At 58.1% G+C, this 13,229-nt stretch carries 16 protein-coding genes; 4 read left to right on the top strand and 12 right to left on the bottom strand.

The annotated features are described in order from the left end of the window. The 6 genes from WA354_RS07445 to WA354_RS07420 all read right to left on the bottom strand — a co-directional run. A partial coding sequence (locus WA354_RS07445; RefSeq protein ID WP_472812370.1) for a PLP-dependent transferase occupies positions 1-191 on the bottom strand: 191 nt, incomplete at its 3' end. Between the two features lie 326 nt (positions 192-517). Beyond that, a complete protein-coding gene (locus WA354_RS07440; RefSeq protein WP_472812369.1) occupies positions 518-1,150 on the bottom strand; it encodes a UbiX family flavin prenyltransferase in 633 nt (210 codons plus the stop codon). Next, entirely contained in the window at positions 1,150-1,680 is a 531-nt protein-coding gene (locus tag WA354_RS07435; protein ID WP_472812368.1) for a DUF1579 family protein, read from the bottom strand. Before WA354_RS07435 ends, WA354_RS07440 begins: the two co-directional genes overlap by 1 nt. 52 nt (positions 1,681-1,732) lie before the next feature. After that, positions 1,733-2,137, bottom strand: coding sequence for a hypothetical protein (locus tag WA354_RS07430; RefSeq protein WP_472812367.1), 405 nt, complete (start codon positions 2,135-2,137; stop codon positions 1,733-1,735). 5 nt (positions 2,138-2,142) lie between these two features. Beyond that, positions 2,143-3,456, bottom strand: coding sequence for an adenylosuccinate lyase (purB, locus tag WA354_RS07425; RefSeq protein WP_472812366.1), 1,314 nt, complete (start codon positions 3,454-3,456; stop codon positions 2,143-2,145). A gap of 126 nt (positions 3,457-3,582) precedes the next feature. Further along, positions 3,583-3,840, bottom strand: coding sequence for a glutaredoxin family protein (locus WA354_RS07420; RefSeq protein WP_472812365.1), 258 nt, complete (start codon positions 3,838-3,840; stop codon positions 3,583-3,585). Positions 3,841-3,879: 39 nt separating this feature from the next. On the opposite strand from WA354_RS07420, the gene WA354_RS07415 reads away from it, so the two are divergent. After that, the gene (locus WA354_RS07415; protein ID WP_472812364.1) at positions 3,880-4,365 is read left to right on the top strand and encodes a cupin domain-containing protein; all 486 of its coding nucleotides are present in this window, start codon (positions 3,880-3,882) and stop codon (positions 4,363-4,365) included. An 868-nt stretch (positions 4,366-5,233) separates the two neighbouring features. Here WA354_RS07415 and tadA read toward each other — a convergent pair. The 4 genes from tadA to WA354_RS07395 form a co-directional block, all read right to left on the bottom strand. Further along, positions 5,234-5,683 carry a tRNA adenosine(34) deaminase TadA gene (gene tadA / locus WA354_RS07410; protein ID WP_472812363.1) on the bottom strand — a complete coding sequence of 150 codons (450 nt, stop codon included), beginning with the start codon at positions 5,681-5,683 and terminating at the stop codon, positions 5,234-5,236. Positions 5,684-5,740: 57 nt separating this feature from the next. After that, complete coding sequence (locus tag WA354_RS07405) at positions 5,741-6,829, bottom strand: agmatine deiminase family protein (RefSeq protein WP_472812362.1); 1,089 nt, start codon at positions 6,827-6,829, stop codon at positions 5,741-5,743. Between the two features lie 2 nt (positions 6,830-6,831). After that, entirely contained in the window at positions 6,832-7,761 is a 930-nt protein-coding gene (locus WA354_RS07400; protein ID WP_472812361.1) for a carbon-nitrogen hydrolase, read from the bottom strand. Between the two features lie 96 nt (positions 7,762-7,857). Beyond that, positions 7,858-8,406: a pyruvoyl-dependent arginine decarboxylase gene (locus WA354_RS07395; RefSeq protein ID WP_472812360.1), complete on the bottom strand. Its 549-nt coding sequence runs from the start codon at positions 8,404-8,406 to the stop codon at positions 7,858-7,860. Positions 8,407-8,633: 227 nt separating this feature from the next. On the opposite strand from WA354_RS07395, the gene WA354_RS07390 reads away from it, so the two are divergent. The 3 genes from WA354_RS07390 to mdh all read left to right on the top strand — a co-directional run bounded on the left by WA354_RS07390 (position 8,634) and on the right by mdh (position 11,867). Further along, positions 8,634-9,260, top strand: coding sequence for a hypothetical protein (locus WA354_RS07390; RefSeq protein ID WP_472812359.1), 627 nt, complete (start codon positions 8,634-8,636; stop codon positions 9,258-9,260). Between the two features lie 150 nt (positions 9,261-9,410). Continuing rightward, positions 9,411-10,811: an NADP-dependent isocitrate dehydrogenase gene (locus WA354_RS07385; RefSeq protein WP_472812358.1), complete on the top strand. Its 1,401-nt coding sequence runs from the start codon at positions 9,411-9,413 to the stop codon at positions 10,809-10,811. A 129-nt stretch (positions 10,812-10,940) separates the two neighbouring features. Continuing rightward, positions 10,941-11,867 carry a malate dehydrogenase gene (mdh, locus tag WA354_RS07380; RefSeq protein WP_472812357.1) on the top strand — a complete coding sequence of 309 codons (927 nt, stop codon included), beginning with the start codon at positions 10,941-10,943 and terminating at the stop codon, positions 11,865-11,867. A 61-nt stretch (positions 11,868-11,928) separates the two neighbouring features. Here the strand turns inward: mdh and WA354_RS07375 are convergent, their stop codons facing one another. Continuing rightward, a complete protein-coding gene (locus tag WA354_RS07375; RefSeq protein ID WP_472812356.1) occupies positions 11,929-12,840 on the bottom strand; it encodes an alpha/beta fold hydrolase in 912 nt (303 codons plus the stop codon). Continuing rightward, positions 12,837-13,229: NUDIX hydrolase (locus tag WA354_RS07370; RefSeq protein WP_472812355.1), on the bottom strand; the 393-nt coding region annotated here is incomplete at its 5' end. The genes WA354_RS07375 and WA354_RS07370, both read right to left, overlap by 4 nt.

Here is a 13,229-nt window from a genome sequence, read left to right as displayed (position 1 = left end):
GGGTTCATGATGCGCGTGTAGATGTTGCCGAATTCTTTCAGCGCGAAGAGGCGGCCGGCATGATCGGCATCCTGAAACAGGTACGACGTGGTCTGGTAGATAGGGACCGCGCGGGAGCCGGTGGTGGGGTCGGGCGACTGGCCGGCGTGAACGGCGAGAGTTGCAAGGTGTTGTTTCTTCTCTTCGGACATCGTGATCTCCTTCAGATTTCGTATCGGTTTGAGGTGCGGCGGGGACGAGTCTTTCAGGAAACCGCACCCAAGCCGGAAATGCAAAAGCCCGAATCCTGTTCTGGATCCGGGCCGCCTGGTTCTTGATCGGTTGCGACTAGCGCATTCGCCGCTCAGGAGCCACACGGATGGATCCGCATGCGCAACACATGCACATGGCCATGGCCTCAATCCGGTGGTGAGCTGAGTTCAGCATTGAAGGCAGTATCACGGACGGCCGAGCCTGATGTCAAACCCAACTTGTCAGCAGATTGTCATTCCTGAGCAAATGGATTTGGCAGCGGAGTCTACTCCTCTGCCTTCCAAACATAGGCTCCCGGCTGCGGCAGGCCAATGTGGGCCAGCACGCGGCAGGCGAATTGGCGAGCCATCTCAGCCGAATTAACCGGCTTGTTATAGAACGCGGGAATCACCGGAAAGATCGTTGCCCCGGCTTCGGCCGCGAGGGTCATATTGCGCAGATGAATGCGATTGAAGGGCGTTTCGCGCACGCAGAGCAGAAGCGGTCGCCGCTCCTTCAGCGTCACGTCCGCAGCGCGGGCAATGAGCGAGTTGGCGAAGCCATTGGCAATCGCGGCCAGCGTTCCCATAGAGCACGGGAGCACAATCATGCCGTGTGAGGGATAGCTTCCGCTGGCGATGGCCGCACCAATGTCGGTGTCGGCTTGCTGTGTGGTCTTGGTGGGAGCGGAGCCGAGAAGTTTTTCAAGCAGGTTGGCACGGCCGGAGATGCCGAGTTCTTCAGCGATGACGCGCAGAGAATTTTCTGAAGCAACGAAGTGGACCTTGTCCACACGGGCATCCGACTCGAGAGCGCGCAGTGCTTCGCGGCAGAGAATGGCGCCAGAGGCTCCGGTGATGGCAACGGTGAGATTTACGGCTTCCACGTGCGAGTTCCCTTCCCCTGAGTCATTGCGCATTACGGCTGCGCGGCGGCCTTCTTCGTATAAGTGGTGAGAAACAATTTTGTCCAGGAGTCACCCTGCTTCATTTCAAGCAGGAACGTCAGCGTGTTTTCGGTGGGGCTTTCATAGGTGGCGCGCAACACCGGACCAGGTGCGGAGGGATCGCTGAGCAGCACAAGCCTGTTGCCGGAGAGGTCGCCGGCGAGTTCGCTGGGATGCGTCGAAGTGTCGTTGAACCACCACGCGGTGTATTTTCCCGACTTCTTGTCGAAGGAGATGAAGTGGCGGGTATCAGTTGGTTTGCGTCCGGGCAGAGTGGTTGAGAGCATCTCGCAGAGATACTTGCCGGCGATTCCTATCTCGACGCGGTCGGTGGCATCGCCGACCATTGCGGGTCCGCCACCGGTCTCGAAATTCTGTTTGCCACTCCAGTCGCCCTTCATGAACGACAACTTATCCAGAGGGTTCGGGGCCTGTGCGGCTGGCTGTTGACCGCAGGCGAATGCGCCGGAACAAATCACAAGGAAGCAAACGATAAATTTCATCGACCTCTCCTGCTGAAAGACAATATCAGGCCTTGAAAGGGAGGGCTCTATCCTAGAATTCCTCATTCGCTTCTTCCATAAGCTTTCCTTCGCTCCACTCCTGCATCAGTTGAGCGTACCCCTCCGAGGGGCCATACTTCTCGAGGCGCTTCATCTCGTCAAAAGCCTGCTGGTGTTCGCCCGCGCTCCAGAGCACGCGAAAGAGCATGATTGATGACATCTCAGACTCCGGTGACAATTTCACCGCAACGCGGCCGTGCTCGATGGCCTCACGGTGCTTGCCCGCGCGCGATAGCACCCAGGACGTATAGCTGTGCACGAGCGAGGCCTGGGGAAACTCATCCACCAGCCCCTTCATCCACTGCTCTGCCTGCTCGAGCTCAGCATCGGCGGAGTTGATCACCTCGTGAATCGTCCCAAGTACGCGCTCCGCCGCATGGTCCGGGATCTGGTTCATGCCGCTTACTCTCCAAGCACTCTCTTGAAAATGGCGTCAACATTACCCAGCTGGCGGGCGTAGTCGAAGGTGCGAGCGAGTTTTTCTGCGCTCAGCAGCGAGGTGATGGCCGGTTCCTTCGAAACTTCGTCGCGGAATACGAGATCGTCCTTCCAAGAACGCATAGCGTGAGACTGCACGAGCCGGTACGCATCTTCGCGCAACATGCCTGCTTCAGCCAGATCGAGCAACAGTTGCCCTGAGAAAATCAGGCCGCCGGTGGACTCGAGATTCTTCTTCATGCGCTCGGGATAGACCAGAAGGCGATCAACGAGATCGGTGGTCTTGAAGAGCAGGTAGTCGGTGAGGATCGTCGAGTCAGGGAAGATGACGCGCTCGACCGAAGAGTGCGAGATGTCGCGCTCATGCCAGAGGGCGATGTTCTCAAGCGCTGCCTGGGAGTTGGAGCGGAGGACTCGCGCAAGTCCGCTTATCTGTTCCGACGTAATCGGATTCTTCTTGTGAGGCATGGCCGAGGAGCCCTTCTGCTTTTCGCTGAAGTACTCCTGCGCCTCGCGAACCTCGGTACGCTGCAAGTGGCGAATTTCGACGGCGATCTTGTCGAGGGTGCTTCCGATAATGGCCAGCGTGCCGATGTAGGCGGCATGGCGATCGCGCTGAATAACCTGCGTAGCAACCGGAGCGGGCTTGAGGCCGAGCCGTTGGCAGATGCGCTCTTCATGCTCCGGCTTGAGATGCCCGAACGTGCCGACAGCCCCGGAAAGCTTGCCCACTCGCATATCTTCTGCCGCGGCATCGAAGCGGGCTACGTTGCGTTCTATTTCCGCATACCAGTTGAGCAGCTTGAGGCCGAAGGTGGTGGGCTCAGCGTGGATGCCGTGCGTGCGGCCGATTGTCGCCGTGTGTTTGAATTCGATGGCGCGACGTTTGAGCACGGCGAGCAGAGCGGCAAGCCCGGTACGGATGAGCGCGGATGCTTCTTTTACCTGCAGCGCCTGCGCGGTGTCGACTACGTCGTTAGACGTGAGACCGTAGTGCAGCCAGCGGGAGGACTTGCCGTCCAGGCCTTGTTTCTGGAGAGACTCCGCCACCGCTGTTGTGAAGGCAATGACGTCGTGCTTGACTTCGGCCTCAATTTCAGCGACACGGGCAGCATCGACAGTAGCTTTTGTCGCGATGTCTTCGGCAGCGCTGGCCGGGATCACGCCAAACTCGGCGAGAACGGTGCTTGCCGCAGCCTCAACCTGAAGCCAGCAACGATACTTGTTTTCCTCTGTCCAGATGCGGCCCATCGCGGGGCGGGTGTAGCGCTTGATCAAGAGCAGTCTCCTCGAACGGCAGCTCCCAGCTTCTAGCTGCTAGCTTGTTCTCTGACGCAACCAGCTTTTCCGGATTTCTTCAGACTCGACGATTTGCCAACTTTAGATTGTACGAGCTTTAACCGGCTATTTGCGGGGGATCCCGAAGCGCTTGTGCAGCTCGTCGTAAAGCAGGCCGCGGCCCGGTTTGTAGGGCTGAAACCACTCGCCGTCGATCACGAGTTGAGGAATCGCTCGTTTACCAACGTGGCGTATGAGCTCATCCGAGGCCGCCTGATCTAAATCGACATTGATTTCTGTGTATTCGATCCCGTGTGTTTCGAGAAACTGTTTGGCCGCCCGGCAATCTCTGCACCACGCGGCTGTATAAACCTGCACCTTCATACATTCAGTTTACTTTGTCGGGCTGATAACATTCTTCGGGTGACGGCAGACGAAATCAAGAAACTGCTCAACCTCGATCCGCACCCGGTGGAGGGCGGATTCTTTCGGCGCACCTTCACGTCGCCGGAAAATCTGGAGTTGCCGCGCGGCAGTCGCCCCCAGGGCACCGCCATTTATTACCTGCTGGAAGCGGGATCGTTTTCTGAGATGCATTTGCTCGACTCAGATGAGATGTTTCATTTCTATCTCGGCGATCCGCTGGAGATGCTGCAGCTTTATCCCGACGGGCGTTCTGCACTCTTCATCCTTGGACCGGATTTGAAGGCGGGGCAGCATGTGCAGGTACTCGTTCCAGCGGGCGTGTGGCAGGGGATGCGCTTGATGGGGAACGGACAAGTGGCTCTGGTCGGATGTACCGTTGTGCCCGGCTTCAATTACGCGGATTACCACAATGCCAGCTTCGCGGAACTGGCGGCAAAGTGGCCGGAGCAGGCGGAACGGATAAAAGACCTGACGCGGAGTTGAGTCCGTCCATGTTGCCCTGGGATTAGCGAGCGCGCCGCGCTTGATCTACCACTTTCTTGCTTCCGGGTTCACCTCAGGAGACGTCAATACCCCTCGCTTCCTCTTCTGCCGTTAAGTCACTCGAAACACAGGCAAGAAACCTGCTTGAATTTTGCAGGCTATTTCTCGCCGATCGCTATACTCAGAATTCGACGAGCTCTCGGCGGGAAACATCTTCGTTCTCGCATCTCGCGGAATGACTCCGGACCCGGGGGTTTGTATCAGGGCATCACTTTATCGCGGAATGACTCCGGACCGGGGGGGTTGTATCAGGGCATCACTTTATCGCGGAATGACTCCGGACCCGGGGATTTGTATCAGGGCATCACTTTAGTGATGCCGCACGCGCCACAATATCGCTGTCGGCTTTAGCCGCTGAAAATCTTTCCGTTCAGTCTCACGAATTGCATTCGGATAACCGAGCTTCAAAGATCCTCGCTAACTTGCAAGCTCGCTGATCACGAAGCGATCGCCAAGCTGCTGTTCTTGTCAAAAGAAACTGGCCACCGGACAGTAACTCACGTGCCACTCAGCCGAACAATTGTGCCCTCGTAGAATCGCCGAATGCCACGATGTGGAACGATTTCGGAAAACTCGCGTTTAATAACGTCCGTAAGTCCTTCCGGGAGACGACTCTGCGACCAAGTACTTAGTTCAGAGGACTTTGGCGCCGCAGGTCCTGCGCAAACTTATGAAATCAAGGAACTTCTTTACAGAGTATGGGTGGGGGTGCCCCAACGCAACCAAATGGTTGCATATCATTCTCACGCCGCGCGAATATGGCCGAAGAACTGCAAACCAGTCACAAGGAACACGTGCGAATCCATTCCTACCTTCGATCCCGGAAAAAGTTGCGGAGTAGCTCAGCGGACTCGTCGGCAAGTACTCCCTGCTCCACCTGCATCTGGTGATTGAGCTGCGGGTGATTGATGACGGAGAGCACCGACCCCGCTGCGCCCGCTTTGGGATCGGTGGCGGCGTAGACCAGCCGGTCGAGGCGCGCATGCACCATGGCTCCGGCGCACATAGCGCAAGGCTCGAGCGTTACGTAAAGAATGCAACCGCTCAGCCGGTAATTCCCGAAGGTCCGCGCGGCCTGACGTATGGCAACGATTTCGGCGTGGGCCGTAGGGTCGCTGGTGCGGATTACAGAATTCTGCCCGCGCGCAATCATCTCGCCGCGACAGACGATGACGGCCCCGATGGGCACTTCCCCGGCCGCATTGGCCTTGCGCGCTTCGGCGAGGGCCTCTCGCATCCCTTCCAGGTCAGAGATCATGGCTTGAATGGTACGGCAAAACCGGCCGTTCGCCGCTTCCGTTCTTCCGCGAAAACGCTACGGCCGGTTTTGCGGCAAAGAAGAGGGCTGCTGCTGGGTCATGCAGTGCAGGGTGCCGAGTCCCCAGACGAGATCAACGGCGTGGATGCCGATGACTTCGCGATCTGGAAACAGCTCCGCCAGAATGCCGAGCGCAATGCGATCGTTGGGATCGTGGAATGTGGGAACAAGCACCAGCCCATTTGCGATGTAGAAGTTGGCGTAGCTTGCAGGCAGGCGCTGCTTGCGAAAAACGACTGGGCGAGGCAAAGGTAATTCGACGATCGTAAACTGCTTTCCGTCAGCCGTCCGCGCAGCTTTGAGGCGGGAGAGATTTTCGGCCAGGGGTTCGTGGTTCGCGTCGTTCGTATTTGGCTCAACAGCGGTGACGATGGTTGCGGGCGAGACGAATCGCGTGATATCGTCGACGTGCCCGTGGGTGTCGTCGCCGGCGATTCCCCTCCCCAGCCAAATCACCTGTTCCATTCCAAGATAGTCGTGAAATGATCTCTCGAGCTTTTCGCGGCTGACGCCGGGGTTGCGTTGCTGCACTTCACTGAGCAGGCATTCTTCAGTCGTCAGCAGGATGCCCCGCCCGTTGGTGTCGATGGAGCCACCTTCGAGAACCAGTCGGCGCTGCTCACTGGCAAGATCGATCGAGGGCTGCCATTGAAGCAGGTTGAGCAATTCTGCGGCGCGATCGGGAATCTGGTCGTCAAGTTGCCAGTCGGAATACTTGGCCCATGCATTGAATCGCCAGTTGGTGATGGCCACCTGCCCTTGCGAGTCGCGCACGAAAATCGGACCCGAGTCGCGTGTCCAGACGCGGTTCGTCGGCCATTGGTGGAAGGTGACGTTTTCGAGATTCGCATGGGCGCGCCGGAGGGCGCTGTCGGCGCGCCGCTGTTCTTTTTCGTTCTGAACGAGGAGATGAACACGCTCACGCGCGGCGAGCAGGCGGACAATCTCTGCGTAAAGCCATGGAATTGCCTGGAACTTGCCGGGCCAGTCCTCCGGATTGTGCGGCCATGCCAGCCAGGTCGCCTCGTGCGACTCCCACTCGGCGGGCATGCGGTAACCAAGTTGGTGAGGAGTACCGGTTGGCATTCTTACTTGCCTTCTCCATCGATAGCCGCGTCGAGGAATCGGCTGGTGATGGGTGCGTAGGCGTCGATGCGCCGATCGCGAAGGAAGGGCCAGTTGCGGCGAGTGTCCTCAAGAAGAGCCATGTCGATTTCACCGATCAGAATCTCTTCTTCCGTGTGCGAGGCCTTCGCGATGATGCGGCCGAAAGGATCGGCGAGGAAACTGCCGCCCCAAAATTCCAGACCCGGACCACTCGCGCGATTGCCGCGAATGTCGCCGGTTTCGTGACCAACGCGATTCACTCCGGCAACGTAGACGCCGTTGGCAATGGCGTGGCCTCGCTGGATGGTCTGCCAGGCATCGTATTGCGCCGCACCAAATTCTTCCTTTTCGGCAGGGTGCCATCCAATGGCCGTGGGATAAAAGAGCACTTCGGCGCCATGCAATGCTGTCAGGCGCGCGCCTTCGGGGTACCACTGGTCCCAGCAGACGAGAGTGCCCACGCGGCCAAACGCCGTATCGACGGCTTTGAATCCCAGATCACCGGGCGTGAAGTAGAACTTCTCGTAGTAGAGCGGATCGTCGGGAATGTGCATCTTGCGATAGACGCTGATGATGCTGCCGTCCTGCCCGAGCGTAACTGCCGTGTTGTGATAGAGGCCCGGTGCGCGGCGCTCGAACAATGATGCGACGATAACGACGCGCGTCTCGCGGGCAACTTCGGCAAGTCTTGCGGTGGTAGGCCCGGGGATTGGCTCAGCAAGGTCGAAGAGCTTGATGTCTTCGCGCTGGCAGAAATATTGAGCGCGAAAAAGCTCAGGCAGGCAGACGATGTTGGCGCCGCTCTTGGCCGCCGCGCGGATGTGTGCGATGGCCGACTCGAGATTGGCGTCGGGGTCGGGTCCCATCCGCATCTGCACCAGGCCTACCTTATATTTGCGAGCGTTTTCCATTTCTACTCAAGTCCTTGTCGCGTTAAATTCAGTGGCTCACATGGCAAGGCCAACCCCGGCGGTCGGGATTGGCCTCAACTCAATCGGACCCAGCCGTTACTCTTCGAGAATAAGGACCGCGGCTGCGATCGTCGTTGTCCAAAGTCCACGCTTGTCGCCAACGGCTGACTGCGTCACGTTGCTGGTGCGTACAATCTTGTTGGAGATGCGATAGATTTCCTTCTTTTCATCCCAGCTCTTGTCCGGATCGAAGTCAACGTCGAGGGTCGTAGCCAGCATTTCGGCGGCAAGTTCTTCGGCGTATTCTCCAGCTTGCTCTTCTGTTTCACCAAAGCTGTGGTGCTCGCTCAGGTAGCCGTAGGTGTCGCGGTCAGCCGGGATGGCAACGCCGATGCTCGAAACAACCAGGCGGTGCGGCTCGCGCGTGGAATTCTCAGCAATAACCGCGAAAACAACTTCGCCGTGATCGAGGTACTTGAGCCCTTCCTTCCGTGACACTACTTTGCAGCGGGGCGGAAAGATCGACGAAACGCGCACCAGGTTCTGCGAGGCAATGCCGGCATCCCGAAGTGCCAGCTCAAAGGAGGTCAAACGTTCCTTGTGTTTGCCTACACCCTTTGTAAAGAAGAGCTTCTTCGGGACCATGTTCTTTCCCAATTTCTATGTACCCTCCGTGATTAACAGGTGTTCCCGCATGAGTTTATCGCATCTTGAGGGCTGAAGACGGGCGGGTCGTCGATTTAATCCGCAGTTCACACGCAGGGAGGCAAAGAGGGTTACGATTGGCGACCTGCTTGCGTCTCTGTCGGCCCGATCTGATCCTTTTTTGCTTGCCGACGGAACTTTTCCCGGAGGCCAGAGTTTGAACAGGAATGAAGCTGACTTTCCTTCTCGGCATTTCGGTGATCAGCGCCACATTGGGCTGCGCACTCGCACTGGCTCAAGAATACGTTGCTCCGTCTGGCCCGCCCCCGGCCCGCGCGGCGCATCCCGATGCAGACCCCGTTCCGCTGGAGTGGATTCCGCCTGGGTTGGCACAGCTCAGCTCAGCGGCGCCGATGAAGTCAAGCTTTACCCTCGACCGAACCATGCTTGGAATAGCTGCCGGACTGGTTCCGGATGGCGATGCTCCGACCCGGCAGGCTATCAACAAGCTCGATGGCGTTAGCGTCCACACCATGCGCTTTGGCGATGCTGGAATTCCAGATGAAGGTGCAGTCGAGGCCATCCGGGCGTCGTACCATCTGCGCGGATGGAAGCACCTGGTGACGACCTCGGAGCACGCAGGTGGTCCGGTGCACAACGGAACGACAGACGTCTGGGTTGTACTCGACGGCGTGAATGTCCGCGGCGCGGTGGTTCTGGCGGAGACTCCGCGAAGCCTGACGCTAGTCACGGTGGCCGGCAATCTGAGTCCGGTGGACTTGATGCATCTGCGCGGACATTTTGGCATTCCGCGGCTCGATGCGGACGACTTCAAAAGCGCTCCGGCTCAGTAACGATGCCAGGTCGAGGCCGAGTGCAGGAGCAGAGAATTCGCGTGGCCGTCATTTTGCTTTCATTTACACCGTTCGAACGAATTGCCACCCCTAATTTGCAGATGTTAGCCTTCCTTACAGCGTATCGAGGGAAGGAACTCCATAAACAACATGCAAAAGACCTACAACGGGCTGGAATTGCCGCGCGACGGCCAGCCTATCGAGTACAGCCACGGCCAATATCAGGTTCCCGATAATCCCATCATTCCTTTTATTGAAGGCGACGGCACCGGACGCGACATCTGGAAGGCCTCGCAGCGCGTTTTTGATGCCGCTGTGGAAAAGGCCTACGGTGGCAAACGACAGATTAAGTGGTTCGAGATTTTCGCCGGTGAGAAGGCGTTTCGCCAGTTCAACACATGGCTTCCGGATGAGTCAGTAAGTGCGGCGCGCGATTTGCGCGTTTCCATCAAGGGACCCTTGACGACACCGGTGGGCGGCGGAATCCGGTCTCTGAATGTTGCTTTGCGTCAACTTCTTGACCTCTATTCCTGCGTTCGGCCCGTCAAGTACTACCAGGGCGTACCCAGCCCGGTGAAGCACCCCGAAAAGGTCGACATCGTGATCTTCCGCGAGAACACGGAGGATGTGTACTCGGGCATCGAGTTCAAGCAGGGTTCGGCGGATGTCGCTCGACTGATCGAGTTCATCAACGAAGATTTGTTGAAAGGTGGCAAGAAGAAGATTCGTTCCGACTCGGGCGTTGGCATCAAGCCGATCTCGATCTTCGGAACCAAGCGCCTCGTCCGTTATGCCATTCGCCAGGCCCTCGAGACCGGCCGCAAGACCGTAACGCTGGTGCACAAAGGCAACATCCAGAAATTCACCGAAGGTGCGTTCCGCGAGTGGGGATACGAGGTTGCAGTCGAGGAGTTTCGCGACCAGACCGTAACCGAGCGCGAAAGCTGGATCCTCGGCAATGTCGACGCAAATCCCAACATCACTATCGAAGAGAACGCGGCGCTGATTGAGCCGGGCCTCGAATTCGGCAACCAGGAATTTCGCGATTCGCTTTATGCCGAGATCAAAGGCGTTCTCGATTCCATCGGGAAGACACACGGCAAAGGCGCGTGGAAAAACAAGATTCTCATTAACGACCGCATCGCCGACTCAATCTTTCAGCAAATCATCATTCGTCCGTCGGACTACAGCATCCTGGCGACTACAAATCTGAACGGCGACTACATTTCAGACGCGGCCGCCGCGCAGGTGGGCGGGCTCGGGATTGCTCCCGGCGCGAACATTGGCGATGGCTATGCAGTTTTTGAAGCGACGCACGGCACAGCTCCGAAGTACGCGGACAAGGACGTTATCAATCCCGGCTCGGTGATTCTCTCCGGCGTGATGATGCTCGACTTCATCGGCTGGAAGGAAGCGGCCAAGATGATCGAGAACGCAATGGAGAAGACGATTCAGCAGAAGTTTGTCACGTATGACTTCGAGCGCCAGACCGCCGGGGCCACCAAGGTGGGCACCAGCGAGTTTGCCACGCGCATTATTGGAAACATGTAAAGGACAGTTGTCAGTGATCAGTCATCAGTGGTCAGCAAAAGCGAAGGATGTCGAGCTGATTTCACTTCCTCAATCAATAATGCGGAAAACTGATCACTGATCACTGAACACTGATCACTGGAGAAGAAGATGCGGAAAAAGGTGAGTATTGTCGGTGCCGGCAACGTGGGCGCCACGGCAGCACACTGGATTGCAGCCAAGGAATTGGCTGACGTGGTGCTGATTGATGTTGTTGAAGGAGTGCCCCAGGGCAAGGCGCTGGACCTGCTTGAGGCGCTGCCGATTGAAAAGCGCGATGTGCATGTGATCGGGTCAAATGACTATGCGGCAACCGCGAATTCTGACATCGTGATCATCACGGCCGGAATTCCGCGCAAGCCGGGCATGAGCCGCGACGACCTGCTGCACACCAATTTCAAAATCATGTCGGATGTGGTGGCGAAGGTGGTTGCGCAATCGCCCGAGTGCATCCTGATCATCGTTTCCAATCCGCTGGATGCCATGGCGCAGGCGGCGTATCGTCAGGCCGGCTTCAATCGTGAACGCGTTATCGGAATGGCGGGGGTTCTTGATTCGGCCCGCTTCCGCACGTTTATCGCCGAAGAGTTAAAAGTGAGCGTTGAGAACGTAACTGCGTTTGTGCTCGGCGGACATGGTGACACGATGGTGCCACTCGCCCGCTACTCCACGGTTGCAGGCATCCCGATCACGGAACTCATCGCGCCGGACCGCCTGGAGCAGCTTGTTCAGCGCACGCGCGATGGCGGTGCTGAGATTGTGAAGCACCTGAAAACCGGGAGCGCGTATTATGCGCCCTCAGCAGCCGCGGTGGAGATGGTGGAAGCCATCCTCAAGGACAAGAAGAAGATCCTGCCATGCGCCGCTTATCTGCAGGGCGAATACGGCATCGACGGATTCTACATCGGTGTGCCGTGCAAACTTGGTGCGGCAGGTCTCGAGAAAATCATCGAGATCAAACTGACGCCCGAAGAAGACGCGGCACTGAAGAAAAGCGCTGCAGCAGTCAAGGAGCTTTGCGCCGTTATCGGTGTTTAGCGCGCGACAATCCAGATCTTCAGTAGGATTCGGGAAAGGCCACTCCACAACGGAGTGGCCTTTACTTCTTCAGGAAGCTGACCACCCCTGGGCCAATCTGGCTGGCGCACTCGTTGGGCGCGAGGTGGCCGCAGCCGGGAATCACGTTGATCTGCGACTGCGGAATGAGCTGGTGCATCTTCTGCCCTTCCCTTAGAGGAGTGATGCGGTCAACATCGCCCCACACGATCAGCACCGGCATTTTGAGGGCTGGGAGAAGGCCGTCTGTAGTGTCGCGCCCCGTCAGCATCGAGTCCATCGCACGGCGGATGATCCAGGAGTGCTCGTGTGATGTGCGAAGAATGTCCCTCACCACGAATTCAGGTAGCTGCGGCGGGTGAGGCATAAGCAAGGCATCGAATTTCTCGAGTTCCGCCGCGGAGACGGGGGTGAACAGCTTCGTATCCCAGTCAGGCTTGACGTAAAGACCAGCACTGTCGAACAACATCAACTGTCGCACCCGGTCAGGATGCTGAGCCGCCACAAGCTGTACGATCCAGCCGCCCATCGACCAGCCGCCCAGGTCGACTTGCTTCAAGCCCAGCGCGTCAAAAAAGCCGACGACTATCCTGGCATCATCGCCGACTGAATAAGAAAAGTCGGCGGGCGTCTCACTCTGGCCGAAGCCGGGCAGATCGGGCAGGTAGACGCGATAACCTGCTTTGGCGAGGTAGGGCGCAAGCTTCCCCCAATCCTCTGATCGCCCACCGAGGCCGTGCACCAGAACCACGACGGGACCGTCGCTGGGTCCGAGCGTGTAGTAGTGGATGCGGTAGCCCGCGACGTTGGTGAAATTGCCCCTGGCACCGATGAGGTACATCTGCGCCTTGTTGAGGACGCGGAATACGGCGAGCGGACGAAGCCAGAATGTCAGGCCAAGACTGGCAATCAGAGTGACGACCGCAAAAGCGATCCATTTGAATATGCGCTTCAACCTGGCTCCTGGCTGGATTGATTCAGTGCTTTCGCCCGCTGCCAACCGGCCTCGATCACGCGCACCGTAATCGGATCGAGTGCCAGCGCGCAGTGGCTGTTCCATTCCGCCCGCTCCACCCAGCGCACCGCGGCCGCATCCGAGGCGGCCTGCAAGGTTCCTCCGACAACCCGGCACAGGTAGTCGGCAATCACGTAGTGGTAGCGCACCCTGTCGCCCGACGGACCACTTTCGCGGTGGATCCGATCGATGAGCTCGACTAGTTCGATGGCTTCCACGTTCAAGCCGGTTTCTTCGTGGACCTCGCGCACGACAGCCTGCGTCAGGGACTCGCCCAACTCGAGCATGCCTCCCGGCAGAGACCACTTCCCTTTTAGGGGCTCGTGGCC

Source organism: Occallatibacter sp. (assembly GCF_049802275.1).
In the GTDB taxonomy this organism is placed as follows: domain Bacteria; phylum Acidobacteriota; class Terriglobia; order Terriglobales; family Acidobacteriaceae; genus Telmatobacter.
This window is presented reverse-complemented; position numbering and strand designations above follow the sequence as displayed.

Coding starts and splice junctions, on each gene's coding strand:
- WA354_RS07440 (WP_472812369.1), bottom strand. CDS start 1,150: ATGCGCAATGACTCAGGGGAAGGGAACTCGCACGTGGAAGCCGTAAAT.
- WA354_RS07435 (WP_472812368.1), bottom strand. CDS start 1,680: ATGAAATTTATCGTTTGCTTCCTTGTGATTTGTTCCGGCGCATTCGCC.
- WA354_RS07430 (WP_472812367.1), bottom strand. CDS start 2,137: ATGAACCAGATCCCGGACCATGCGGCGGAGCGCGTACTTGGGACGATT.
- WA354_RS07420 (WP_472812365.1), bottom strand. CDS start 3,840: ATGAAGGTGCAGGTTTATACAGCCGCGTGGTGCAGAGATTGCCGGGCG.
- tadA (WP_472812363.1), bottom strand. CDS start 5,683: ATGATCTCTGACCTGGAAGGGATGCGAGAGGCCCTCGCCGAAGCGCGC.
- WA354_RS07405 (WP_472812362.1), bottom strand. CDS start 6,829: ATGCCAACCGGTACTCCTCACCAACTTGGTTACCGCATGCCCGCCGAG.
- WA354_RS07400 (WP_472812361.1), bottom strand. CDS start 7,761: ATGGAAAACGCTCGCAAATATAAGGTAGGCCTGGTGCAGATGCGGATG.
- WA354_RS07395 (WP_472812360.1), bottom strand. CDS start 8,406: ATGGTCCCGAAGAAGCTCTTCTTTACAAAGGGTGTAGGCAAACACAAG.
- WA354_RS07390 (WP_472812359.1), top strand. CDS start 8,634: ATGAAGCTGACTTTCCTTCTCGGCATTTCGGTGATCAGCGCCACATTG.
- WA354_RS07385 (WP_472812358.1), top strand. CDS start 9,411: ATGCAAAAGACCTACAACGGGCTGGAATTGCCGCGCGACGGCCAGCCT.
- mdh (WP_472812357.1), top strand. CDS start 10,941: ATGCGGAAAAAGGTGAGTATTGTCGGTGCCGGCAACGTGGGCGCCACG.